Annotated in this window: 25 protein-coding genes and 2 tRNA genes; 18 read left to right on the top strand and 9 right to left on the bottom strand. The window is 49.4% G+C overall.

Annotated features, from left to right (window positions below):
* Positions 1-101: 101 nt before the first annotated feature.
* Positions 102-779 carry a hypothetical protein gene (locus HKN79_12575; GenBank protein ID NNC84401.1) on the bottom strand — a complete coding sequence of 226 codons (678 nt, stop codon included), beginning with the start codon at positions 777-779 and terminating at the stop codon, positions 102-104.
* A gap of 126 nt (positions 780-905) precedes the next feature.
* Here HKN79_12575 and HKN79_12570 point away from each other — a divergent pair, with 126 nt between their 5' ends.
* Genes HKN79_12570 through HKN79_12560 form a run of 3 tightly spaced genes read left to right on the top strand, consistent with a single transcriptional unit; the run spans position 906 to position 4,540 of the window.
* A complete protein-coding gene (locus HKN79_12570) occupies positions 906-1,829 on the top strand; it encodes an amidinotransferase (GenBank protein ID NNC84400.1) in 924 nt (307 codons plus the stop codon).
* Positions 1,826-2,761, top strand: a complete 936-nt coding sequence (locus HKN79_12565; GenBank protein ID NNC84399.1) for an amidinotransferase — start codon at positions 1,826-1,828, stop codon at positions 2,759-2,761. Before HKN79_12570 ends, HKN79_12565 begins: the two co-directional genes overlap by 4 nt.
* Before the next feature lie 3 nt (positions 2,762-2,764).
* Positions 2,765-4,540, top strand: a complete 1,776-nt coding sequence (locus tag HKN79_12560; GenBank protein ID NNC84398.1) for an arginine--tRNA ligase — start codon at positions 2,765-2,767, stop codon at positions 4,538-4,540.
* Here HKN79_12560 and HKN79_12555 read toward each other — a convergent pair whose 3' ends face one another.
* Positions 4,541-6,025 (bottom strand): hypothetical protein, encoded by a 1,485-nt coding sequence (locus HKN79_12555; protein NNC84397.1) that lies wholly within the window; start codon positions 6,023-6,025, stop codon positions 4,541-4,543.
* Complete coding sequence (locus tag HKN79_12550; GenBank protein ID NNC84396.1) at positions 6,022-7,272, bottom strand: hypothetical protein; 1,251 nt, start codon at positions 7,270-7,272, stop codon at positions 6,022-6,024. Before HKN79_12550 ends, HKN79_12555 begins: the two co-directional genes overlap by 4 nt.
* A gap of 206 nt (positions 7,273-7,478) precedes the next feature.
* Here HKN79_12550 and HKN79_12545 point away from each other — a divergent pair, with 206 nt between their 5' ends.
* From HKN79_12545 to HKN79_12495, 11 genes are all read left to right on the top strand, one after another.
* The gene (locus HKN79_12545) at positions 7,479-8,957 is read left to right on the top strand and encodes a proline--tRNA ligase (GenBank protein ID NNC84395.1); all 1,479 of its coding nucleotides are present in this window, start codon (positions 7,479-7,481) and stop codon (positions 8,955-8,957) included.
* A 2-nt stretch (positions 8,958-8,959) separates the two neighbouring features.
* Positions 8,960-9,655 (top strand): hypothetical protein, encoded by a 696-nt coding sequence (locus tag HKN79_12540; GenBank protein NNC84394.1) that lies wholly within the window; start codon positions 8,960-8,962, stop codon positions 9,653-9,655.
* A 65-nt stretch (positions 9,656-9,720) separates the two neighbouring features.
* A tRNA-Glu gene (locus HKN79_12535) sits at positions 9,721-9,792 on the top strand.
* Positions 9,793-9,808: 16 nt separating this feature from the next.
* Positions 9,809-10,063: a 30S ribosomal protein S20 gene (locus HKN79_12530; GenBank protein NNC84393.1), complete on the top strand. Its 255-nt coding sequence runs from the start codon at positions 9,809-9,811 to the stop codon at positions 10,061-10,063.
* 78 nt (positions 10,064-10,141) lie between these two features.
* Positions 10,142-10,831, top strand: a complete 690-nt coding sequence (gene radC / locus HKN79_12525) for a DNA repair protein RadC (GenBank protein ID NNC84392.1) — start codon at positions 10,142-10,144, stop codon at positions 10,829-10,831.
* Complete coding sequence (gene wecB, locus HKN79_12520) at positions 10,831-11,961, top strand: UDP-N-acetylglucosamine 2-epimerase (non-hydrolyzing) (GenBank protein NNC84391.1); 1,131 nt, start codon at positions 10,831-10,833, stop codon at positions 11,959-11,961. Before radC ends, wecB begins: the two co-directional genes overlap by 1 nt.
* Positions 11,955-13,232: a hypothetical protein gene (locus HKN79_12515; GenBank protein NNC84390.1), complete on the top strand. Its 1,278-nt coding sequence runs from the start codon at positions 11,955-11,957 to the stop codon at positions 13,230-13,232. Before wecB ends, HKN79_12515 begins: the two co-directional genes overlap by 7 nt.
* Positions 13,233-13,288: 56 nt before the next feature.
* Positions 13,289-14,197 (top strand): TIGR01777 family protein, encoded by a 909-nt coding sequence (locus tag HKN79_12510; protein ID NNC84389.1) that lies wholly within the window; start codon positions 13,289-13,291, stop codon positions 14,195-14,197.
* 41 nt (positions 14,198-14,238) lie between these two features.
* Positions 14,239-14,889 (top strand): uracil phosphoribosyltransferase, encoded by a 651-nt coding sequence (upp, locus tag HKN79_12505; protein ID NNC84388.1) that lies wholly within the window; start codon positions 14,239-14,241, stop codon positions 14,887-14,889.
* Positions 14,889-15,329, top strand: coding sequence for a hypothetical protein (locus HKN79_12500; protein NNC84387.1), 441 nt, complete (start codon positions 14,889-14,891; stop codon positions 15,327-15,329). Before upp ends, HKN79_12500 begins: the two co-directional genes overlap by 1 nt.
* Positions 15,322-16,014: a noncanonical pyrimidine nucleotidase, YjjG family gene (locus tag HKN79_12495; GenBank protein ID NNC84386.1), complete on the top strand. Its 693-nt coding sequence runs from the start codon at positions 15,322-15,324 to the stop codon at positions 16,012-16,014. The genes HKN79_12500 and HKN79_12495 overlap by 8 nt, the downstream gene beginning before the upstream one ends.
* A gap of 4 nt (positions 16,015-16,018) precedes the next feature.
* Here the strand turns inward: HKN79_12495 and HKN79_12490 are convergent, their stop codons facing one another.
* The gene (locus HKN79_12490) at positions 16,019-16,903 is read right to left on the bottom strand and encodes an exopolyphosphatase (protein ID NNC84385.1); all 885 of its coding nucleotides are present in this window, start codon (positions 16,901-16,903) and stop codon (positions 16,019-16,021) included.
* A gap of 77 nt (positions 16,904-16,980) precedes the next feature.
* Here HKN79_12490 and HKN79_12485 point away from each other — a divergent pair, with 77 nt between their 5' ends.
* Both HKN79_12485 and HKN79_12480 read left to right on the top strand, forming a co-directional pair.
* Complete coding sequence (locus tag HKN79_12485) at positions 16,981-17,532, top strand: toxin-antitoxin system YwqK family antitoxin (protein NNC84384.1); 552 nt, start codon at positions 16,981-16,983, stop codon at positions 17,530-17,532.
* Positions 17,533-17,592: 60 nt separating this feature from the next.
* Complete coding sequence (locus HKN79_12480; protein ID NNC84383.1) at positions 17,593-18,498, top strand: glycosyltransferase family 2 protein; 906 nt, start codon at positions 17,593-17,595, stop codon at positions 18,496-18,498.
* A 16-nt stretch (positions 18,499-18,514) separates the two neighbouring features.
* Here HKN79_12480 and HKN79_12475 read toward each other — a convergent pair whose 3' ends face one another.
* Positions 18,515-18,859, bottom strand: coding sequence for a hypothetical protein (locus HKN79_12475; GenBank protein NNC84382.1), 345 nt, complete (start codon positions 18,857-18,859; stop codon positions 18,515-18,517).
* A gap of 30 nt (positions 18,860-18,889) precedes the next feature.
* Entirely contained in the window at positions 18,890-21,520 is a 2,631-nt protein-coding gene (locus tag HKN79_12470; GenBank protein ID NNC84381.1) for a valine--tRNA ligase, read from the bottom strand.
* A 253-nt stretch (positions 21,521-21,773) separates the two neighbouring features.
* Between HKN79_12470 and HKN79_12465 the strand changes: the two genes are divergently transcribed.
* A complete protein-coding gene (locus HKN79_12465) occupies positions 21,774-22,595 on the top strand; it encodes a hypothetical protein (GenBank protein ID NNC84380.1) in 822 nt (273 codons plus the stop codon).
* Here HKN79_12465 and HKN79_12460 read toward each other — a convergent pair.
* Entirely contained in the window at positions 22,589-23,524 is a 936-nt protein-coding gene (locus tag HKN79_12460; protein NNC84379.1) for a bifunctional riboflavin kinase/FAD synthetase, read from the bottom strand. The genes HKN79_12465 and HKN79_12460 overlap by 7 nt on opposite strands.
* A gap of 52 nt (positions 23,525-23,576) precedes the next feature.
* A tRNA-Leu gene (locus HKN79_12455) sits at positions 23,577-23,662 on the bottom strand.
* Positions 23,663-23,769: 107 nt separating this feature from the next.
* On the opposite strand from HKN79_12455, the gene HKN79_12450 reads away from it, so the two are divergent.
* A complete protein-coding gene (locus tag HKN79_12450; protein NNC84378.1) occupies positions 23,770-25,278 on the top strand; it encodes a hypothetical protein in 1,509 nt (502 codons plus the stop codon).
* Between the two features lie 4 nt (positions 25,279-25,282).
* Here HKN79_12450 and HKN79_12445 read toward each other — a convergent pair.
* Positions 25,283-25,732, bottom strand: a 450-nt coding sequence (locus tag HKN79_12445) for a hypothetical protein (GenBank protein ID NNC84377.1), incomplete at its 5' end; no start/stop codon positions are given.

Raw genomic sequence — 25,732 nt, 5'->3', positions numbered from 1 at the left:
TTCAACAAATGTAGGAGTGGTCATCGCCCTTCATGGGGAAGAAGACCTCCTATATCAACAGCAGAATGTTGGCTCTATTGCCTAAGAAATGGGGGATTGATTCAGATGTCGAAAGAGTCCATCAACTTCTCGATCTCTACTTTGATGTACTTGTAGGAGACCATCTTGTAGTCCTCTGCCATCGAGAATTCTGACTCATCTATGGGCATCTGCTCCAGGTTCTTTGCCGTGAGTCGCAGTCTGATATCGAACATATCCACATCATAACCCATCAGAAATCCGTCCAGTTCTGAGAAAGGAGAGCACCAATTGGGGTTTTTCACCTTGATACGATCGGTATAGTAGATATCTATCTCTTCGGCCTCGATATCATAGAAGACTCCTTTGGCCTTCTTACAAGGAATCCCTGCCAAGGTGTCTATGATATCGGATTGGATGATGGTGAATGGTGGAAAGTCCAGCATCATCTCATCGATGTCCACTTTATCATACTCACAGGCCAATCGTTTCTTGAATATCTTGAGCATCTGGGAGTATTTCCGCTGCTCCGTATCCACGGTGATCCGATTCTTGAATACGCCACCGTAGGTGTTGAACTCTGAATTATACTTGTTTCCCTTGAAGTTGACATACATCTTCTCAGGTAGGATGGAGGACATGACATTGTCAGGCTCCATATGGGGGAAGGATACCGCATATTCTATGCGCCCTTCTTCGATATAGTCTCCAAAAATCGAGTTATCCTCAGTGCAGGAGACCCACACGGTGAATACTATCAATAGAAGGATTACAATTCCAATAACTCTCATAAATAGCTTGTCGCTCATAGCTTTGTACGTGAGGTGGATATCAAGGTTTCATGGCATGCCCAAACACGTATTTTTGGCGCCTACGAAATGGAAGGCATCATTCCCCATATCTATAGTGAAACTGGACGACTCAAGAAGGTCGTCCTAGGCAGTGCCGCGCTTATGGGTAGTACTCCTACATTGGAGGAGTGCTATGATGCCAAATCCTATGAAAGTGTACAACTCGGAATCTATCCTCAGCAGTCGGATGTACGCGAGGAGATGACTCAGTTCAGGGATGTACTGGAGTCACATGGCGTAGAGGTCTTCCGACCGACCGAGTTGGATGAACTCAACCAAGTTTTCGCACGTGATATCTGTATGGCTATCGGGGATCGGTTCATCATTCCCAATATCATCGAAGACCGGGCCGAGGAAGTGAATGGCATACAACATGTCATCTCGCAGATCCATGAAGACCATATCATTGAATTAGAAGAGGGCGTATATGTAGAAGGAGGCGATGTTATGCCTTGGAAAGGCTATCTATTCGTAGGCTATAGCCCTGAGGATGAGTTCAATAAGTACAAGACCGCTCGCACCAATGAAAAAGCGCTGAACCGACTCCGATCCTTATTTCCCTCCATGAAAGTGAGGGGCTTCCAATTGCACAAACACGATACCGATCCCCGGGAGGGAGTTCTCCACTTGGATTGCTGTTTCCAACCGATAGGTACAGACCAGGCCATCATCTATCGAGGTGGATTCAAGCACGAGGCCGATCTGGACTTTCTGGAGCATGTATTCGGCAATGAGAATCTGATAGATGTCGATCGGGAAGAGTTCTACTACATGTTCCCCAATGTCTTCTCCATCTCCACCGAAGTGATCGTCTCGAATTCGTCCTTCACTCGCTTGAATTCCGAACTGAGAGAGCGAGGATTCATGGTAGAGGAAATCAAGTATGACGAAGTCTCGAAGATGGGCGGGCTACTGCGATGCAGTACCATGCCTTTGATACGTTTAGATCAGGACAAATGAAACAGTATACCGACCACATACTCATGGTCTCTCCTGTGGCCTTCCGATACAACGAACAGACTGCAGAGAATAATTTCTACCAGCAGAAGTCAGGTCGTCATAGTGCCGATGAGATACAGGCCAAGGCCAGAAGTGAGTTCGAAGGTTTTGTAGAGGAACTGAGGGCACATGGTGTGGAGGTCACTGTGGTACAGGACACCTCCCATAAAGACACTCCCGATAGCATTTTTCCCAATAATTGGGTCTCATTCCATCGTTCTGGAACAGTGGTACTGTATCCCATGTTTGCTGAGAACCGCAGGACAGAAAGAAGGATTGAGATACTGGATCACCTCAAGGATAAAGGACTGCGTATAGACCAAGTGGTGGATATGTCAGAAGCTGAGAATGAAGGCCGCTTCCTAGAAGGCACCGGCAGTGTGGTGCTGGACCGTGAGAACAGGATAGCCTATGCCGCCATATCCGAACGGACAGACGAGCAATTGCTCTACGATTTCTGCAGAGAAATGGACTACCGCCCTTGTCTATTCCACGCAAACCAGACGGTAGGTGACGAAAGACTTCCCATCTATCACACCAATGTGATGATGTGTGTAGCCGATCGCTTCGTAGTGATCTGTCTGGATAGCATCGATGATCTGGAAGAACGTCATGAGGTGATAGAGACCATCGAGGACAGTAACAAGGAGATCATCGAGATCACTGAGGAGCAGGTCGAACAATTTGCCGGGAACATGCTTCAGGTAGAAGGTAAGAATGGCGCTCTTCTGGTCATGTCCAGTGCCGCCTATCACAGTCTGGACTCCGAGCAATTAGACCGACTTCAGAAATACAATGACATCCTGCACAGCCCGCTCGATACCATCGAAGCCTGTGGAGGAGGCAGTGCACGCTGTATGATGGCAGAGGTATTCCTACCTAAAAAGGATTGACAAATGGATGTAGCAAAGGAATTGGACCAAGAAGTCCGGTCTTATCTCGATGGATCAGCTGGTGAGCAATCATGGAATATTCAGTGGCAGAAGACCCGCAAGGATTTCAAGGGTGAGATGACCCTGGTCACCTTCCCCCTCACCAAAGCCCTGAAGAAATCCCCCGAACAGATAGGGGAAGACATCGGTCAGCACCTGAAGGAATCGAGCGATATCGTAGCGGATTATAATGTGGTCAAGGGTTTCCTCAATCTGGAACTGAGTCATGCTTTCTGGGTCGCCCGATTGAAAGACATGCACGATCAGGAGCGATATGGAATGGCCGAGCCGGATTCCAAAGATCTGCTCATGGTGGAGTACTCCTCACCCAACACCAACAAACCTCTCCATCTCGGACATCTGAGAAATAATTTCTTGGGCTGGTCGGTATCAGAGATCCTCAAAGCACATGGTCATCCCGTCAAGAAAGTGCAGATCATCAACGATCGAGGTATACACATCTGCAAATCGATGTATAGTTGGTCAGTGAGTGAGGACAAGCTCACTCCGGAGAGCAGCGGGATAAAAGGCGACCTCCTGGTCGGCAAATACTACGTGGATTTCGATAAGAAGTATAAGGCTGAGCTAGCCTCTTTGGTAGAAGAAGGAATGAGTGAAGAGGAGGCCAAAAAGCAAGCTCCAAGTATGCTGGCCGTCCGAGAGCTATTGCGCCAATGGGAGGAGAAAGATCCTGAGACGCGCGCATTGTGGAATAGGATGAATGAATGGGTCTATACCGGATGGAAAGCCACCTATGATCGCATGGGTGTCTCATTCGATAAGAACTACTATGAATCGGAGACCTACCTGTTGGGCCGCAAGGTCGTATTAGAAGGAGTTGAGAAAGGCATCTTCAGCCAAGACCCCGATGGGTCCATATGGGTAGACCTCACCGATGAAGGACTCGACCGCAAGATCCTTCAACGATCGGACGGCACGACTGTATATATGACGCAGGATATCGGTACGGCCATCATGCGATTTGAAGAAAATCCCGGGCTTGCCGCTCAGATATATACTGTAGGAAACGAGCAGGAGTACCATTTCAAAGTCCTATTCCTCATTCTGGATAAGCTAGGATATTCTTGGGCCAAGAACTGTCACCACCTGAGCTATGGGATGGTAGAGCTCCCGCAAGGCAAGATGAAGACCCGTGAGGGCACCGTAGTAGATGCCGATGACCTGATGGAAGAGATGGTAGAGACGGCACGGGCCACTACAGAAGAACTAGGCAAATTGGATGGAATCGATGAAGATGAAAGCCAGGATCTCTTCGAATCGATAGGTCTGGGTGCATTGAAGTACTTCCTGTTGAAGGTGGATCCCCGTAAACGGATGATGTTCAACCCTGAAGAATCCATCGATTTCACGGGCAATACTGCTCCGTTCATCCAGTACACCCATGCCCGCATCAAGAGTATTCTAAGACGTTACAAGGGTCAGGCTGCGGTAGAGACCGGTCATCCCTTACATGAAAAAGAGCGGGATATCATCGTTGTGTTGAATGGATATCCCTCGATCATTGAAGAGGCAGCCGAACAATACAGCCCTGCTCTGATCGCAAACTATATCTACGATCTGGTCAAGACCTTCAATCACTACTACCAAAGCGTCCCTATCCTATCCGATGACGATGCTCCATCAGTGGTGCAAACACGGATAGCGATACTGGAAACCGTAGCCAGAGTCATATCGAGCGGAATGCGCCTATTAGGAGTGAGGGTACCTGAGCAGATGTGATCAGAATCTGAATCCCAAAGTGAGCATGAGGGCGTGTACCTCATCCTCTATCTCAGCCGCAGCGATGATATCGGGATCGTAGGGATAATAATCCGAGACACTGCGAGAAATGCGATAGGCGAGGTCTAGATTGAAGCGGTCCTTACGGTATCCCAAGCCGGTAGAATACTGATATCTATCAGCACTGCTGATGGTCAGGCCTTCTTCAAATGGGCTGGGATAATAGGCGAAACCACCACGAAGACTAATGGTCTTGTATCTCCACTCCCCTCCTATTCTGAGATTGCCTACAGGCACATATTGTCTGGCAATCTCATTGTTCTCGACACTGAAATCCAGATCGGTACCTGCCGCACGACTGAATTTCGCCCCACTGAAATCCAGGTATTCATATTCTATGTTCAGTGCCGCTTGCTTAGCGATGATCAGTCCGAGACTGGCTGTTAATCGGCTAGGTGACCTGAATCTATATTGATTCAAGCCTATGGCAAAAGAAGATTCGGCATAGGTATCCCCGTTGTCGAATCTAGAATACCAGGAAGTAGACCAGGTATTACTGAAAGAGAACCAGGTCGGGGAGGTATAAGAACCTCCTATACGGATGTTGTCGGTGGCTCGATAGATGGCGCCCAATTTGATGTTGACCCCATCCCCTCTGACTTCCAAGTCCTGATCGAATTCGTAGAAATCCAATTCGGTCATACCGGTATCCACCACGGTCTCTCTGAAGAGCATCAGTTCATCTCGTATGGCCCGCTGAAAGGCCATGGAAAAACCGATATATAAGCGATCATCGTAGTTGGCGGCCCCACCGAAGACGGTCTCTGACATCCGTCCGCGCTGAGATATCGAAATATCCTGGTCCAGTCGTGTTCCATCCGGGATGACATCTTCATAGAAGAACCCATCGGAATCGACATAGGGGTCTATCAAAAAGGTGAAATATGCTGGTGCGATATAGAATGGATCATAGCTGATGATATCATTGGTGTCCACCCCTAGAGCTTCACCAGCGATCAGGTCGAGCAAGGAGCTCTCATCTTGTCGCCCATTCAAGGTCCTATCTGCATGGAAATCCTTCAGCCGATTGAATGCAAATCCGAACTGCGCATATTTCCATTTATCATGGTCCAATTCATAGACTTGAGCATAGCCCAAATTGGTGAAAGCAAAGTCTATGTCGCTTTCTTCTATTTCATTCCCGTAGTAAGATGAGTTCGTGTTTGATGTGATCAGAGCCGGGGTCAAGGTGAATTCACCGCTTCTGAAAAGCCCCAATCCAGCCGGATTGGTCGACATGGTAGAGATGTCCCCACCGAGCGCACCGAAGGAACTTCCCATTGCACTGAATCTGGCACTTCCATAGATATCATGAGAACTATAAAGCATTACATCTGACTCGCTCTGTGCCTGGATCGAGACACATGCGAAACTCAGCCATGCTATGCTCAGCGCAGCCCATAAATGATTCAATTCTCTGATCATCGTCTACCTCCTGAACGGCTTCCTCTTGTTGACGCTGGAGGTTTGGTGGTGGTGGAACTGCGTTTGATGCTGCTCCCGGTCGATCGTGAAGGACTACTGGACCGTACGGTCGATCGCGGTGTAGAAGTCCGTGATGTATTCCGTTGGATCGTAGAGTTCGAATTGGGTCTGGAAGGTCGCGATATCTCTCTCTGTCGAGGTGTTGGAGACGGTCGCACTTCTCGAGAAGGCTTGTACTGCCCATTATCCCGGACTGGACGTGTATCCCTGTCAGGGCTTGAGAAATCCGTTCGTGTTGGCCTAGGTGCGTAGTAGTCCTGACCTTGGGTCGTAGCGGGTCTGCTTGTATTGGTTGCAGGTCGAGTGCTTGAAGGTCGCACCTCCCTATCGACCGGTCGTTGAGCCGGTGATGTTCCTGCTACTCGTGGCTTCTGCCAATCGTTCTGCACAGGACGGGTTCCTTGTTCTACAGGACGTGACCCTTGATCAACGGGACGTGTTCCTTGTACTACGGGACGTGTTTGTGTGTTGGCATCAGTAGGCTGAGCAGTGGGTCTGAGGTCCTGCATTCCACCGGTCGCTACTTCTGACTTGACTCCTCTGCCCAATGAGTTGGTCGCACGTGATGTGAACGAACCGATGGAATTGTATTGTCCTCGATAGATAGGAGTGCTAGAATAAAGTCCATCACCGTAGCCGAATCCTCCGTAGGAAGGGCAATAGGCATTCCCATACAGCCCGTAGGGATTATAACCCCATCCGCCATAAGAGTAGAAAGGATCATAGAATCCGTAGCCTCCCCAACCGTAGTTGAAGCCGGCCGACCAACCGAAATTGTTGTTCCAACCGAATCCCCAACCTGGACTGAATCCATAAGGTCTCCATGGTCTTGGCCCCCAAAAGAATGGGTCATAGGCGTTCCAATAATTGTATGTAAGAAATGGATCGTAGTATCCGAAACCGAAATTGGCCCGAGGACTGAATCTCCTCATTCGATTGGAATAGTAGTAGTCATCGAAGTAGTAGTTATTGACCACTTGGTCACGCGTGCGATACTCTTCGATCGACTCAGGGTCGTAATAGTCTTCTTCATACTCCGTATCCACGGGGTCGGTCACTTCTGAATCGATATACGCATCATCTACCGTGGCCACCAATTCCTCATCGCCAGGCGAGTAATAGACATCGTCATAGGAACTCAGCTCTTGCGAACCCGCACAACCCACAAGGATTACCGCGAGGGACATTATAGTCAGGGTATGAAAGATATTTCTCATCGATTCAGATATTAAAGGACATGATGAGGATAGTGTCGATCCTGAAAACGTCCGTTTTAAATTTAGCTACTTTTGGCCACACTCTTGAATTATCAGCAAAATCCGTACCATATCCAAGGAGTCGAGCCTTGATTCCCAGCGGATTATGAGCGGTCTATAAATTACGATGCTGTCCCATGGCTAAAGGACTTACGAGCAGAGCAGAGAATTACTCGGATTGGTACAATGAATTGGTAGTAAAGGCCGACCTGGCCGAACACTCCGATGTACGTGGATGCATGGTCATCAAACCCCATGGTTATGGGATATGGGAGAAGATGCAACGCACCTTGGATGATATGTTCAAGGCTACAGGTCATCAGAATGCCTATTTCCCGCTATTCATTCCCAAATCCTACCTGAGCAAAGAAGCCGACCATGTGGAAGGATTTGCCAAGGAATGTGCGGTAGTCACCCACTACCGCCTGAAGAATGACCCAGATGGCTCAGGTGTTATCGTGGACCCCGAGGCGCGCTTGGAAGAGGAACTCATCATTCGCCCGACCTCAGAGACCATCATCTGGAATACCTACAAAGGCTGGATCCAATCCTATCGCGACCTCCCCTTGCTGATCAACCAATGGGCCAATGTCGTACGATGGGAGATGCGTACCCGGCTCTTCTTACGTACGGCTGAGTTCCTCTGGCAAGAAGGTCATACAGCTCATGCCACCGCAGAAGAGGCCGTGCAAGAAACTCGGCAGATGCTGGATGTCTATTCTGACTTTGCCGAGAATTACATGGCCGTGCCTGTGATCAAAGGGGTCAAGACCGAAAGCGAGCGATTTGCAGGAGCTGTGGATACCTACTCTATCGAAGCTCTGATGCAGGATGGTAAAGCGCTCCAGGCAGGTACCTCCCACTTTCTCGGACAGAATTTTGCCAAAGCTTTCGATGTGCGTTTTGCCAATAAGGAAGGAGTACAGGATTATGTTTGGGCCACTTCTTGGGGGGTCAGCACCCGCTTGATGGGAGCTTTGATCATGAGTCATTCGGATGATGCCGGACTGGTCATTCCTCCGAAACTCGCACCATTACAGGTCGTGATCGTCCCGATCTACAAGGGAGAGGAACAACTGTCCTCCATCAGCGCTGCCGTCAATGAACAGATCCTTCCTGCCCTCAAGGAGCAAGGGATCAGCGTCCGATTCGATAATGCAGATACCAAGAAACCCGGATGGAAATTTGCAGAATATGAGCTGAAGGGTATCCCTGTGCGATTGGCCATCGGTCCTCGGGATCTGGAGAATGGCACCGTAGAAGTTGCTAGGCGGGATACCAAATCCAAAGAGACCATTGCAATGGCCGAGCTCGGTGAGCACATTCCTCAACTCCTAGAGGACATACAGAATAACCTCTTCGACCGAGCCAAGAAATTCATGGACGAGAATACTCGTACTGCAGATTCCTATGATGAGTTCAAGGATATCTTAGATACAAAAGGCGGATTGGTCTATGCCCATTGGGACGGAACCGCAGAGACCGAGCAGAAGATCAAAGAGGAGACCAAGGCCACCATCCGCAACATCCCATTGGATAATCCTTTAGAAGCAGGGACTTGTATCTACTCTGGAAAACCATCAGAACAGCGAGTCTTGTTTGCCAAATCCTATTGATCATGCCTGGAGAGAACAAAGACCTTCTCATAGAGACCATCAAGGAGCGATCCTGTCTTAAGCGCAATGTCTACGAGAACACTGTTGAGCAATTCGAGTCGCTTAATAAGGTACTCGCAGCATTTGCCACAGAATTGGATGAAAAAGTGCACTCTTTCGATAAGCGCTTAGAGATCAAATTCGAGGAAGTGACTCGCTTCGAGAGCAGACTCACCATGGCGGGGGATACCCTTATCTTCTACATGCACTCCAATGTCTTTCAATTCCCTCAGGGTCATCATGTGTGGAATACGAGCTATGTCAAAGAGAATAATGACCGCGCTTATTGCGGCATCATCCACATCTACAATTTCTTAGCTGACTCTTTCAGACTCAACCGTGTCAACGACATAGGATATATGATCGGGAGGGTCTTCGTCAATTCAGAGGACCACTATCTGGTAGAAGGGCGAAGACAGTTGGGATACCTCTACAATGACTTCGTCAATAACACATTGGACGCAGAGACCTGGAAGCGGGTCTTGGAATCGGCCTTGCTCTACAGTTTGGATTTCGACCTACTGGTACCTCCATACAACCAAGTCAACACGACCTCGGTCAGAGAAGTGAATCAGATAGGCAAGACCCACGCTATCAAGACCGGCAAGCGCTTCGGCTTCCAATTCTCGGCTGAAAGGGAGGATGAGATCAGGTCCTGATTTTTTGGTGGTGTCTATTGTTCCAAGTACAAAATGTTTTAGATTTGCACTCCATTTATAAAAATGGCCCGTTCGTCTAGTGGTTAGGACTCCAGGTTTTCATCCTGGCAACAGGGGTTCGATTCCCCTACGGGCTACTTAAGATAAGACAACATGGCGAATATCAAGTCAGCAATGAAACGTATCAGGTCCTCTGAGAAGAGACGTGTGCGTAACAAGTATTACCACAAGACCATGCGTAATGCTGTCAGAGACCTACGTGAACTGACCGACAAGAAAGAGGGTGAGAAGAAATTCCCGGAGGTCGCAAGCCTGATCGATGGATTGGTAAAACGCAATATCATCCATAAGAACAAGGCTGCCAATCTCAAATCCAAATTGGCCAAGCACGTAGCTTCATTGGGCTGATATATCAAGAAATCAAGATAAAGAGACCCTGCTCAGAACGAGCAGGGTTTTTTGTTTCACCTCAGCTATATTTAGCCCATGCAGGATCATGCCCCTATCACCACTTGGGCCGAGGATGACCGCCCGAGGGAAAAGCTCCTTCTCAAAGGAAGAGCCGCACTGAGCGATGCCGAATTGATTGCCATACTCATAGGCTCAGGCACCAAGGAGCTGAGCGCAGTCGACCTTTCCAAACAGATACTGGCGGGGAGTGGCCATAGCCTCAATGACCTAGGTAGACTCAATGTCGAAGAACTCATGCGCTACAAAGGCATAGGGGAAGCCAAGGCCATCACCATCATCGCGGCTCTCGAGCTGGGAAGAAGGAGGCGGGCAGAACACTCCGAAGAACGGCCTCAGATACGCTCCAGCAAGGACGCCTATGAACTCATCGCACCTGAGATAGACGATCTTCATCACGAGGAATTCCTGATGCTCATTCTCAATCGAAACAACAAGGTCACCCATCGGGAGAAGATAAGCGCTGGAGGTGTGGCCGGCACCGTGGTCGACCCCAAGATCATCTTCAAGACCGCTCTGGACAAAAGAGCCTCGGCCATTATTCTGGCACATAACCACCCTTCGGGTAATCTCAGTCCGAGCAAGCAGGACATCGCTCTGACCGAGCAGGTCAGGTCGGCTGGAAAACTGCTGGATATAAGCGTACTCGACCACCTGATCATCAGCACCCAGGGCTTCTACAGCTTTGCCGATGAAGGCCTCATGTAATGAGTAAGAGACCCCATGTGATGCAAGTGGTAGGGGCGCGACCCCAGATCATCAAGAGTGCAGCTATCGAGCGGGCAGTACACACAAACTATGCTGATCGATTGGAATTGAGCACACTGCATACCGGTCAACACTATCACAGGGAGATGTCCTCTGTATTCTACACAGAGCTAGGTCTGACCTCTCCACAGATCCAACTCGATACAGGGAGTGGAAGCCATGCCACACAGACCTCCGAGATGATCAAGGGATGCGAATCCGCATTCAAGGACATAGTACCTGATGCAGTCATGGTATATGGGGATACCAACAGCACACTGGGAGCTGCTCTCGCAGCCTACTCCCTAGGAATCCCGGTCATACACGTAGAAGCCGGCCTTCGCTCATTCGATCGGAGCATGCCTGAAGAATGCAATCGCATCGCAAGTGACCATCTATCTTCTTTCCTGTTCTGCCCTACTCCAACAGCAGTACAACACCTCCAACAGGAAGGTCTGGTGGCTCACGATGAAAGGCCTAGCTTGGAATCACCGGGAATCTTCATGACCGGTGATATCATGTACGACAACCATCTGCACTTTACGGAACAGCCCATCGACCTTTCATCCATTCCAGGACTGGACGATCTTCCTGAAGAATTCATACTTGCTACCTGTCACCGACCGGTCAATGCCGATGACCCTGAAGTGCTTACCGGCATACTGGGTGCATTGGAAAGGATAGGCACAGAACTCGCCCCGGTCATTCTACCGGTACATCCACGTTTGAAAAAGCATGCCAATCTGCTCGATCGCCATGGAGGCTCGAACTCTTTGAGACTGATTCCTCCTGTGGGTTTTCTGGAGATGATCGCTTTGGAAAGTAGATGCAGAATGGTCATCACTGATTCTGGAGGAGTGCAGAAGGAAGCCTTCTTCTCTAAAAGGCCATGTGTGGTCTTACGTGAAGAGACGGAATGGACCGAACTGGTAGACAATGGAAATTCCCTTCTGGTAGGAAATGAGCCGGATCGGATCATCCGAGGAGCGATAGACCTTTGCCAGCAAAGTTTTGATTACCCACCTTTATACGGAAACGGAAAGAGCGCAGAGGAGATCTGTCACATTCTCTCAAAGAATCTGTCATGCTGACCATTTACTCGGATAATATCAGCCCGCGATTGAGCTATATCGCAAAGGTCCTGTTCGAGGATTTATTGGACTGTCCCGTTATCCTCACCTCGGATCGATCGGGCCTACAGGGTACTTCGGCACTGAACTATTCTCACGAGACAATCGATGGGATACCTTATATCCGCCCTCACTCCTTGTTGTTTGAGCAGGGGGTGCGGTCCATCGGGCAATCATTCGATGATGCAGGCAAGCTCTTCCCTGTAGACTCCGACCTAGTGGATCAGGACATCCTGGCTGCCAGCTTCTTCCTGCTTACGCGCTATGAAGAATACCTTCATCCCGACCGGGACAGGTACGGCAGGGCAAAAGCATCTGATTCATTGCTATTCAAAGCGGGCCTGATCGAACGGCCCGTGGTAGATGAATGGGTCATCCAATTGTACCAGGCCTTGCGTCATCGGTTCGCCAGTCTGCCACCTATTCAACGCGAGTTCGAAGTGCTTCCCACCTTTGATATAGATGTCGCCTATTGCTATAGGGGAAGAGGATTCTGGCGCAGATGGAGAAGCTCGCTCAAGGACCTCTTCACCCTGAAATGGGAACGATGGAAAGAACGCAGAAGGGTCCTGAACGGTGAGCAAGCCGATAACTTCGACAGCTACTCCTATCAGCAGCGCATCTGTGCCCAATCGGGGTCCAAGTGCAAGCACTTCTTCTTGCTAGGCAACTACGGTCCATTGGATAAGAATCTATCGCACCGACAGCCTATTTTGAGGACTCTTATCCAAGACATCTCCTCATGGAGCGATGTAGGCATCCATCCCAGTATGCGGTCTCACGAAAAAGAGCGCATCCTGAAGAAAGAGATCGGCCGTTTGGAGAAGATCACCGGTCAGAAGACAACCCGCAGCAGACAGCATTACCTGAAGGTGGAACTTCCTGAGACCTACCGCAGATTGATCCGTCAAGGGATCGAGGAGGATTATTCGATGGGCTATGCCGATCATATTGGGTTCAGAGCAGGAACCTGCACAGCCTTCCGCTGGTATGACCTTCTCAGCGAAGAGTCCACTCCACTTTATGTAGTGCCTACACACATCATGGATTCCAGCTTGAAGGATTACATGGGATTGGATAGGGAAAGCGCCACAGAGCGAGTTCTACAATTGAGAGAAAGCGTACAAGCAGTCAACGGTACCTTGGTCGTCTTATGGCACAATCACTCTGCAGCCCGTCAAGGGGAATGGGTGGGATGGCGCAGTGTGCTCGAGAGCGCACTTTTCGGCTGAAGAGGCTGTACAGCGAACCTAGATACAATTCACTCTCTTAGACAGACCGAACAAGCATGGACAAACTCGTAATCGCAGGAGGAACAGGAACGATCGGACAGTTCCTCATCCAGCATCTCAAGGAACGTTTTTCAGACATCGTAGTACTCAGTCGATCGGCAGGCAGTGGGGATGGCTTTAGAAAGGTGAAATGGGACGGGAAGGAACAAGGTGCATGGAGTCGTGAACTGGATGGTGCTGATGTGGTGATCAATTTGGCAGGAAAATCCATCCAATCCCGCTTTACCGAATCAAATAAGAAGGCGCTATATGATTCACGGGTCGATACGACCACGACTATAGGAACAGCGATACAATTGGCCGAGCGACCACCACATATTTGGTTCAATGCCTCAGGTGCGGCCATCTATCCGGCCACTGGGCCAGCGCAAGCCAATGATGAAACGGTGAAAGAGATCGGTGAGGGATTCAAATCTCAACTGAGCGTGGCCTGGGAAGAAGCAGCTTTGAAATTCCAGCGAGAAGGCACCCGTCAGGTCATCTTACGTATCACCCCAGTACTCAATGCTGAGGATGGATTCCTCCCTCCTATCCTACGTATCACACGCTTAGGACTGGGAGGTAGACAAGGTAGCGGAAAGCAGATGGTCAGTTGGATCCACTACCAGGATCTCTGTAGGGCGGTGAAATTTATCATGGACCATGAAGGGCTCTCCGGCATCTTCAATCTGGCCGCTCCAGGTCCGCTGACCAACGCAGACATGATGCGTAAGCTGAGAAAGGCTATAGGCATGCCATTCGGCCTGCCCGCTCCTGCTTTTGGAATAAAGTTAGGCGCGTACATCATGGGCATAGAGCCCAGTCTGATATTGGAGAGTAGCCATGTCGTGCCCGGAGCCTTGCATAAAGCTGGATTCGATTTTTCCTATCCCGACTTCGAATCTGCCATCGAAAACCTGATATGAGGTTCTCTGGGTAGAGATATCTTTGACACAAAGAATTCCCTATGCTCAGAGATCTCAGTCTAGAACGTTCGGTATGCAATCATTTCATTGCCGAGATCAGGGATGTGGATGTCCAGAAGGACCCACTTCGATTCAGAAGGAATCTAGAGCGCATAGGAGAAGTAATGGGTTACGAGATCTCCAAATTGATGGACTACGACCCGCAGAATGTCACCACACCTTTAGGGAAGATCGACCAGATGCTCATGAAGAATCAGCCCGTGATCGTGTCGATATTGCGCGCAGGGCTTACCATCCATCAGGGCATGTTGAATTATTTCGATCGTGCTGAGAATGCCTTTGTATCCGCCTACCGCAAACCCCATGGGAATTCTGATGAGATCGAAGTGGAGGTAGAATATATCGCATGCCCGGATCTAGAAGGCAAGGAATTGATCCTCTGTGATCCCATGTTGGCCACAGGCACCTCTTTGATACTTGCATATGAGGCATTGATTGAAAGAGGTACACCTTCCAAAGTGCATGTAGCCTGCGCTATCGCAAGCAATGTAGGCATACGCACCATTCAAAAACATCTTCCAGACAACACCACCATACATTGCGGAGCCATCGACCCTGAACTCAATGACATGTCCTACATCGTTCCCGGATTGGGTGACGCAGGAGATCTGGCCTATGGGGCCAAGCAGTGATGGATAGCGAACTGTACGAATATCTAGCATGGTTCCTACTCGCAGTGATCAAGTTCGTTATCACTCCGAGTACTATGATCGCTGCTGGCTATAGCTGGACGACCACCTTTGTCTTGGTGTCGATCTCATCATCCATCGGATTCAGTGCATTCTATTTTTTTGGTGACCTCATCTTCGGCAATCTGAATCGCATGCGCAAACGACCTGCTAGGCGATTCACCCGATTGAATAGACGCATCATCCGTATCAAGATGAAATACGGGATACGGGGAATGGGTGTCATCGCAGGTATCATCTCCGTGCCCATTGCAGGATTGGTGACCGCTAAATTCTTTCGAGAACCTGCCAGAGCTATCCCTTCCATGATGCTGGCATTCACCGTATGGACCTTCATGCTCACATCGGTCTCTTGGCTGATCAGAAACTTATTCAGTGGATAGATATAGAGACCTTTTCTTCGACCTGGATCACACCCTCTGGGATTTCGACACCAATTCCCGGAGCGCTCTCCAAGAGTTGTTCAATGACTATCTGAATCCGCTATCCACAGATTTCGATCGTTTTCATCAGACCTATGTGGAGGTCAATGACAACTACTGGCAGCAATATAGAGCGGGTAGAGTGACCAAGAAGGTGTTGCGTATCGGTCGTTTCCGTGATGCGCTTATCCGATTCGGATTCGATGATGAGGCCCTCTCCTGGACCTTGGCCGACCAATATGTCAAACGCAGCCCGTATCAGACGGCACTCTTTCCCTATGCCATCGAGACATTGGAGTATCTACGTGAGAAGGGCTATCAGATGCACATCATCACCAATGGATTTGAAGAAGTGCAGCACATCAAACTCGAACAGTCGGGTCTATTACCCTTCTTCTCCAAGGTGATCACTTCTGAGATGGTAGGACAGCGGAAACCTCACGAGCGGATCTTCAGAAGGGCCATGCAAGAGGCGACCACCACTCCGGATGTGTCCATCATGATCGGGGATAATCTCGAAGCCGATATCAAAGGAGCACAACACTTCGGGATGGATCAGGTATTCTTCAATCCGTATCAGAAGGCGCAGGACATACGTCCCACTTATGTCATCGAAGAACTACGGGAGTTGAGAGAGATTCTCTGAGATCTCAAGCCGACTGGCGCATATCATTGAACATGCGCAGGATGAGTCCATCGGAAAGACCCAATCGCGGTACGATCATCTCCTCCACTCCGGCAAATAGCATGGAGTCCAGATAGATATCAGCCGCAGGGATGATCACATCGGCCCGGTCAGGTTTGAGTTTCAGCTTGTGTATACGTTCCTCATAGCTGTGATCCAAGAGCCAGTGTTTCACCTTGAGGATCTCTTGAGGAGAGATGTTACTCAGTTGGGTCTTACCTGATTCTTTATAGATCCGGTTGATATTCCCTCCCGTGCCTATGCCTATGACCTTCTCGTCCATCTGCTTGATCTTGGACGCAAATTCCTTCAGTCGGGTCCATTCATCGGGGTCGACCTTGCCATAGAGCTCTCTGACCGTACCTATCTTGAATGAACGGGCAAGAATTCGCTCCCCATTACGGATCAGGCTGAACTCGGTGCTCCCTCCTCCTACATCTATGAAGAGATACAGTTGCTCGGGATCCAGATTCTGTGTTCGGAAATTGGCCATCAGGGCCTCTGCTTCATCTTCTCCACTGAGTATCTCGAGATTAACGTTGGATTCGGACCGGATATATTGCACCACTTCTGATCCATTCTCCGCTTCTCGCATAGCTGAAGTGCTGCACGCTCTATATTCGATGACTCCTTGCACTTCCATAAGGAGTTTGAAGGCCTGCAAGGTTTGCAGTAACTGGTTCTGCTTGGTACGACTTATCGCACCAGAAGAAAACACATCTGCCCCTAGACGAATGGGTACGCGGGTATAACAGATCTTGAAAGAGCGGAAGCTTCCCTCGAATTCATGGACCTCTTTGATGATCAACCTCACCGCATTCGTTCCTATGTCGATCGCCCCAAACCTCATGGTCGTGTGCAAGATTACTGCATCTTGGACCGTTCTTTGTGTTTAACTTCATTGAAAAATCAACGATCACCGAAGCCATGCGAAGTATCTGGACCGCTTTCCTATTTCTGATCCTGACTGGCACGCTCAGTGCTCAAGTTCCTGAGGACACTGTACAATTCTCAGACCTCAGGCCTGTAGATGGTGTATTTACCTTGGATGATGAGCCCTATACCGGTGAGGCATATTTCATAAAGAAAGATGGGACTCCGATGGCCATGCGCAGTTATGTGAATGGCGTGAAGCAGGGATTATGGCGCACCTGGCACCCCAATGGAAATATGTTCAAAGAAGGTACGGTGATAGATGAGAAAGAACACGGGGAATACAAGGAGTACTATGAGAACGGGATTCTACGCTATCAATATCACTACGACATGGGCAAGAAGACCGGAAGGTGGTTGGGATGGTATGAAGATGGGACCATCTATACCGAACGGAATTTCAAGGACGATCAACTCCACGGGAGATTGGTGCACTACGATGAGAATGGGGAACCGCGTATGACAGAGGAATATAGGGATGGGAAAGTCATCGCTTCGGACCGGTTCAAGACCAAATCGGGAGATGTGAAGATCGAACGGAAATAAGGGTCGACTTTCGAATTATAAGAATCACCGTACTAAGCTGATCAACCGCCCAGACCACCGATGCTGTCCATCTGTATACCCGTATTTCAAAGACCGATTCAGACCTTGGTCGATGACCTACTCCAGCAAAGCCGGTCGCTAGAAGTCGAGGTAGAGATAATCTTGATCGATGATGCCTCCGATACTGAGATACGGCAGAAGAACCGGCAGATCCATAGTGAGATAAACTATATCCAACTGGACGAGAATATCGGTAGGGCGCGTATCCGGAACCGATTCTTAGAACATGCATCCCATGGGCATCTCCTATTCCTGGATTGCGATGGACTGGTCTGCCGGGATGATTTCTTGAAGCATTATATTGACTCCATCCGGTCGCATCCGGATAAGGTCATCTGTGGAGGAAGGCTATATCCGCAGCAGGAACCTCCTACTGCTCAGAGACTTCGATGGACCTATGGAAGAAAGCGGGAATCTCGATCGGCAGCTCAACGGAATACGCATCCGCATCAAGGGTTCATGACCAACAATTTCGTGATTCTCAAATCCGTTCTTGCGGCCATTCCCTTTGATGAGCGCCTGACCGACTACGGACATGAGGATACGCTGATGGGTATCGAATTAAGGAGGCGAGGAGTCGACATTCTCCATATAGATAATCCCATTCTCAATGATCATCTGGAAGAGAACGATGTCTTCTTGATGCATACTGATAAAGCCCTGTCTAATCTGCACTTCATCGTCAAGAATACTTCATATGCTGAAGAACTCTTTGCAGATGTGCGTCTCCTGCGCATCTATAGGAAAAGTGCTCCATTGCGGTTCATTCTCGGGCCACTCTTCCGTGTGCTAAGTCCCATGATCAGGAGGTCATTGGCCGAAGGGAGCTCCTCACTCCTACATTTTGATCTGTATAGATTGGGAATGCTTCAGGAGACATTCAGGCTAGGAGCTGACTCAGAATAGCATAAGGAGGTGTACATCACCTTCTCCGCTCAGCACACTGCACACAGAACACACTCTCTGGCATCAACATCAGTCTGCCCACCGGGATTTCCTGACCGCAGGCTCCGCACAGACCGAAGAACTCTTCGCCCACCTTTTCCAAGGCGGTCTCCAGTTTACGGAGCTTGACCTCGGTCTGACGCAATGCCGCTTCATTGATGCTCTTATTGTTGATGGCATCCATGCGACTGACCCTCCCGATCGCATTCTCAGGGGCAATAGGTTTTGTGAGTTCTTTCAACTCCTTGATCTCTTCCTTCACCTCTTCGATGGTGGATAGGATCAGATCCTTTAGCTCGCTTTTCTTTTTCGGGTCTAACATCGCTCGGTACAGATGCCGGTTTTCAATCCCTTAATTGACCAATGAATCCAACTTCTCTTCTAGGATCTTGATCTTGGCCAGCGCATCAGCCTCCTTCCTACGTTCATTAGCCACTACCTGTTCAGGAGCACCGCTGACAAAACGCTCATTGGCTAATTTCTTCTGTACCGAATTCAAGAAGCCCTTTGTGTAGTCCAATTCCTCTTTCAATTTGGTAGTCTCTTCCTCTATATCGATCTCACCGGTCATCGGTATGAAGTACTCGTTGGAACCCACCAGGAATCCATAAGCACGAGATACTTTCTCATCCACGGTGCCTATCGAGCTCAGATTGCAGAGTTTCTTGATCAAATCATCGAATGAAGTATCTCTGGCCTCGTTCTCCTTGATGGACATTTCAAGTTCTTCTTTGAAAGAGAGATTGTTCTCTTTACGGATGTTCCTCACCGCACTGACCACTTCGCTGAAGCGGTGGAATTCCTTGAGCAGTCGCTCATCTTTCTGAGCAGGAGTAGGCCATGGAGCCACGATGAGCGCGTCATCCTTACCATTGCGCTCTCGGATGGTGTGCCATACTTCTTCACTCAAGAAGGGCATGAAAGGGTGCAGCATCTTCAGGATATCCTCCAAGACATCGAGAGTGGCCCCGTAAGTAGACTTGCTTATAGGGCTACCGAATGGTGGCTTGATCATCTCCAGATACCAAGAGCAGAAGTCATCCCAGATGAGCTTATAGGTACTCATGAGTACCTCGCTGATGCGGAAATCGGCATAGCCTTGCTCCTGCTCATCGATGACCTGTGCGAGCCGGCTCCGCATCCAATCGATGGCCACTTGATCCATTTCCGTACTCGCCTGTTCGGCAGTTTCCCAGCCTTTGATCAGGCGCATGCTGTTCCAGATCTTATTGGCGAAATTCCTTCCCTGCTCACAGAGTTTGACATCGAAAGGAAGATCGTTACCGGCAGGTGAGGTCAGAAGCATTCCTACACGCACTCCATCGGCACCGTACTCTTCCATGAGCTCGATCGGATCGGGCGAATTGCCGAGGGACTTACTCATCTTTCGACCTTGTTTGTCACGTACGATTCCTGTGTAATAGACATTCTCGAACGGTTTTTCCCCTCGGTACTCGTATCCGGCTATGATCATACGCGCTACCCAGAAGAACATGATCTCAGGAGCCGTGACCAAGTCATTGGTCGGGTAGTAGTAATCGACCTCTTCGCGGGAATAGAATCCATTGAAAACGGATATAGGCCACAGCCAGGAACTGAACCAGGTATCCAACACATCCTCTTCCTGCTTCAGGTCATTAGAGGTCAATGAAGCATTGCCACTCTTCTCTTTGGCCTTGTCTAGCGCTTCATCAAACGTCTTGGCAACCACAAAATCATCATCGCCCTCCCCATAATAGTATGCGGGGATCCGGTGCCCCCACCAGAGCTGACGACTGATGCACCAGTCCTTGATATTATCCATCCAGTGGCGGTAGGTATTCACGAATTTCTCTGGAACGAAGCGCACATCCCCATCGATGACCGCGTCCCGTGCCGGTTTGGAGATGGCTTTCATATCTACCCACCATTGCAAGCTCAATCGAGGTTCGATGACCACATCAGTGCGTTCGGAGTAGCCCACCTTGTTCTGATAGTCCTCTATCTGGATCAAGTGACCCTTCTCTTCCAGGTCCTTGGAGATCAGTTTACGCACCTTGAATCGATCCTCACCTATATATAGTTGAGCAGCATCACTCATCGTACCATCCGGATGCATGATATCGATGACCTCCAGGTCATGTTTCTTCCCTAGATCATAGTCATTCACATCATGTGCAGGAGTGACTTTGAGACATCCTGTCCCGAATTCCATATCGACATAATCGTCCAAAATAATAGGCACCTCCCGCTCCACCAGAGGTACAATAGCCTTCTTGCCGTGCAGATGTGTATAGCGCTCATCCTTGGGATGGATGCAGATGGCCGTATCACCGAGAATAGTCTCCGGTCGGGTGGTAGCAATGGTCAGCCACTCATCCTGCGTGCCTGCGACCTTGTACCGGACATGATAGAGTTTGGAAGAGACTTCCTTGTGGATGACCTCTTCATCACTTAAGGCGGTCTTTGCCGCGGGGTCCCAGTTGATCATACGTTCACCTCGATAGATCTTTCCTTTCTGAAAAAGGTCGATGAAGGTATCGATGACACTCTCCGAATAATCCTCATCCATGGTGAATGTGGTACGATCCCAATCACAGCTGGCACCTAATTTCTTCAGTTGCTCTAGGATGATCCCACCGTGCTTATGGGTCCACTCCCAGGCATGCTCCATGAATTCATCCCTGCTCAGGTCCGATTTCTTGATGCCCTCTTCTCTGAGCTTACGCACTACTTTGGCCTCAGTGGCTATAGAAGCATGGTCAGTACCTGGCACCCAGCATGCATTGTACCCGAGCATGCGCGCTCTACGCACCAGCACATCCTGAATGGTATTGTTGAGCATGTGTCCCATGTGCAGCACTCCGGTGACATTGGGCGGTGGGATGACCACCGTATATGCCTCTCTTTCATCTGGGACCGAACGGAAATACCCGTTCTCCATCCAGTAGGTGTACCACTTGTCTTCTGCCTGACTCGGGTCGTATTTCTTGGCAATATCCATGCGCTCTTCAATAAGGCTGCAAGTTTAGCTTATCTGCCAGAAGGATAAAAGAGATGTCGAGTTAAACTGCACGCACAGAGTCAGATAGAGGCCCTTTGAATGAAAAAGTGATGGGTTCTAAGAGTCGAACAGTCTTCTGGACTTATCAACAGAAAATTGTTAATTTCGTAGACCAACGACCAAAACACATAGACGAACACAAAAAAACCGACCACCAATGCTTTACAGAATTCTAGGGATTCCAGCCCTTTTTATGCTTTTGATTGCCGCCTCACTTCCTGAGTCGCCTGTCCGGGTGATGACCAGTGTGATGACCTACAATATCCATTTGGAGAGCAGTTCGGAGCAAGCACGACCATGGGATGAGAGAAAGGCCATGGTTGCTCAAGTGATACACAGCCGCTCACCGGAGATACTTGGTCTTCAAGGTGCTACTCTAGGCCAAACAGAGTGGCTGGAAGAGAAATTGAAGGATTACGCCTCGTATGCCCCTACTTCACAGAGTCTGGTCATGGGGACCGATATGTGTCCTATCCTCTATTCCAGATCGATCTACGAATCCGTGGATGAAGGGACCTTTCTGATAGGAGAAGCTATCGAGAAGACGGAATCAGGTCAGGCCTCGGATAATCAGATGCAGTTCTTGAATTGGGTCAAATTGAGACATATGGCCAGTGAGAAGGAGCTCTATGTCCTGAACACCCGCATCGACCTGGATGCTGGTCATGACAAATTCGCTATCACCGAACGATTGAAGGATATCATCACGGAATTGGTCGATGGAGAGACTTTTATGCTACTGGCAGATATGGCACACAGTCCGGAGTCTGCTATTATCCGATCCATCAGTGAATGGGCAAAGGACTCTGAAGAAAATAGTTTGGTGAGCATTTCTGACATGGAAGCGACCCAACCCGGTTGGGTGAAACGCAAAGACCACTCAGGCGAGCGGGTGGATTATATCTTCCTGAGCTTTGATATCCCCGCCAACTCTTACGAAGTGTTGGATATAGATCATGAGGGCGAGTACCCTTCCGATCATCTGCCTGTGTACTGTCGCCTGCGGATTCAGTGATCCTTGAGCAGTCCTAGGACTTCGGCCTTGTCCTGCTGCAATTGATCTTGCAACTCTTCTTTTCCTGAGAATCGCTTTTCCCCTCGTATGCGTGCGAGGAAATCGATGCGCATCTCTTTCCCATAGAGGTCGGTATCCAGATCGAATAGATGTGCCTCGATATGCACCTCATCCTGCCCTGAGCTGAAAGTGGGTCGCGTGCCGATATTCATCATACCTGTACGCACTTGGTCCTCTATCAGTGCCTTGATGGCATATACGCCTTGTGCTGGGATCAACTTATTGGGATCATTAGGTAGGATATTGGCCGTAGGGAATCCCATACCCTTGCCTCTGCCATCTCCCTTGACCACCGTACCAGTGAGCATATAGTCATAGCCTAGATATTTCTTCACATCATCCAGCCGTCCTTCACGCAGAGCTGAGCGCACTTTGGTGCTACTCACTTTCACCTCTTCTATGGTCTGTGCGCTGATCTCTTCTACTTGGAATCCGTATACCTCGGCCAATTCATGTAACAGATGGATATCCCCTTCCCTGTTCCTTCCGAAATGGTGGTCATATCCCACTACGGCATAATGCAGATCGATGCGGTTGACCAGAATATCACGCACATAGGCCAAGGCCGAGATACGGGAGAATTCATGAGTGAAGGGGTAGACGATGACATGATCCAGACCAGCAGCCTCCAATAATTGCAGACGTTCTTCCATGGTGGTCAGTAGCTCTATCGCGCCCACTTCACTGACTACGCTACGCGGGTGCGGATGAAAAGTCAGAAGGACGGACTCTCCTTGCTCCTCTTGAGCGATCCCATTGAGTCGGTCGATAATGACCCTATGTCCTCGATGTACGCCATCGAAAGTACCTATGGTGAGTATGGGACGCGAGATCCCTTTGATAGAATCTATGTCGGTGTGGACCTTCAACGTTCTATCGAGTAGTTATGTATGAAGAGCGGTGTGTCTGCATCAGAAAGAGTACCCGGGGCGGGACTTGAACCCGCACGAACATTACTGCTCAATGGATTTTAAGTCCATCGTGTCTACCAATTCCACCACCCGGGCAACAGCTTGATTCAAGCCATGCAAAAGTAGACCCTTACTCCGGTCTGACAAATCATCGTGCGATCATCCTCATCGGCCGCGACATGAAGTGAATACATTTGTCGACCATGCGCAAGCGACCATTGGATATACTGAAGGCACCTGCCGATCACCCGGTGCTATTGATCGCTCTCATCCTGATCATCCGCCTTCCTATACTGGGCTATTTCCTTGCACAAGGGCATGAGCACTTCTCTGACCGGATGATCGACACCATCGTTCTCAAAGAAGTGGATTATGGCTATTTCCTCTTACCGGTCGATAATTACTTCGAAATTGGCACCTATAGTTGGGGAAATATCCATCCCTATGCTGGACGGATGCCGGGGTATGCCGCTCCCTATTACCTACTGCGCACGGTATTCGATCAGATGACTGCCCTGCGCATTCTGATCATTCTGCAGGTAGTTCTCACTGCGATCAGCATCTACTTCTTGGCTCTTCTTGCCTATCGCCTGACCCGATCTAGGCGGATCTTCTGGATGGTCTTCCTTTTCTATGGTACCAGTCTGTATTTCTTGAGATATGACTTCTCTACGATTACTGAATCACCAAGCGTGGCTTTGTTCATCCTGGCCATCTATCACTTGTTCAGCTATTGGAGGGATAAGAAATGGAGCCGACTCCCTTGGGCTGGATTCTTCTTTACCTGGGCGATCTTCCTGCGCCCTTTTCTCGGGTATCTCTTGGTACCGATAGGTATCATCCTCTTGATCAAGGGATTCAAGGACCGTAAGACATTCATGAGGAGTTTGAGACCTGCCTTCCTTTTCTGTTTGCCATTCTTGATCATTGAGGGATTGTGGATCGGCAGGAATTACGAGGCCTTTGGGCGCTTCATACCACTCGAGACCCCTATGCACGAGTCCTACGGGAAACCCTATTCCAAGGCTTGGCTGGCCACGCGAGCTCTGGCTTCCAGTCTGGATATAGAGACCGCCTATTTCGAGCCGGGATTGGCCCAATGGTTCCGGGCCAGCTCTGAAGAAGATGCCCGTGCATTTCAAATGCCTGAAAAATGGTTCGAAGGTGTGGAGTTCGATAGGGATTCACTGGAGATGCTTCGGAATGTCTATATGGATTTCAAAACGGATTATGATCCAGAACGGAGTGCCTTATTGGAAGAGGAGATCATCTCCATAGCAGATCGATACAGGAGTCAGGTCAGATCGGCTCGTCCATTCACGTATCATGTCATCAATCCACTCCGCAATGTGAAACGCAGAGTGTTCACCTCGGGCAGCAGCTATGTTCTACTTCCCTCCTTCAACCAGATGAATCTCTTCCAGAAGGCGCTCAAGATCTACGCTTCGCTGAGCTACTATGCCGTTTTTCTATTGGGCTACATTGGGCTTATCCTGCTCTGCATGCAAAGCAAGGACTCCATGGTCAGGAACTTCTGCATACTCGCTCTCTTCCATTGTATAGCCTTGCCTCTTATTCTGCCATTCACACCAGCGACCTTGGAGAATAGATACCTATTTACGTTGTATCCACTCCTCTGCATCGGGCTCTTCTATTTGGTTGACCGGGTAGGTCTGACGCTCATAAGGAATCCTAAGCGGTGGACGAGCTGATCGATCAATTCTGACCTTTCAACTCCCTTACATACTCGACCAGGCCAATCATATCCGAACGATCAATGGTTCCTACCGGCTTAGGAGCATACAGTCTGGCCACTTGATCGGCTGTGAAGGGAAGGACTCCCGGAAACCACTTCGCCAGCATGGCTGCCATTCTCATCATCCATCTAGGGATAGACACGCACATGGGCCGGACACCCGCAGCATCAGAAATGGTCTGAACGATCTCCTTAAAGCCCATACACTGGGGTCCTCTTAGTATCATCATATCTGAGGGGCTTTCCTGAAGGATGATCTCTTCCATTTGATCCACTAGATCATTGACATGGATAGGGCACAGTGGAGCCTCTACTCCTCCTGGATATACGACCAGCCGTTTTTGAAGAACGTCTCTGATCAATGATTCGATCCCTTCTTCTTTGCCTCCCCCGAATACCTCACTGGGTCT

It is taken from the genome of Flavobacteriales bacterium (genome assembly GCA_013001705.1).
In the GTDB taxonomy this organism is placed as follows: domain Bacteria; phylum Bacteroidota; class Bacteroidia; order Flavobacteriales_D; family JABDKJ01; genus JABDLZ01.
Note: the sequence above shows the minus strand (reverse complement) of the source record. Positions and strands in the feature narration are given on the sequence as shown.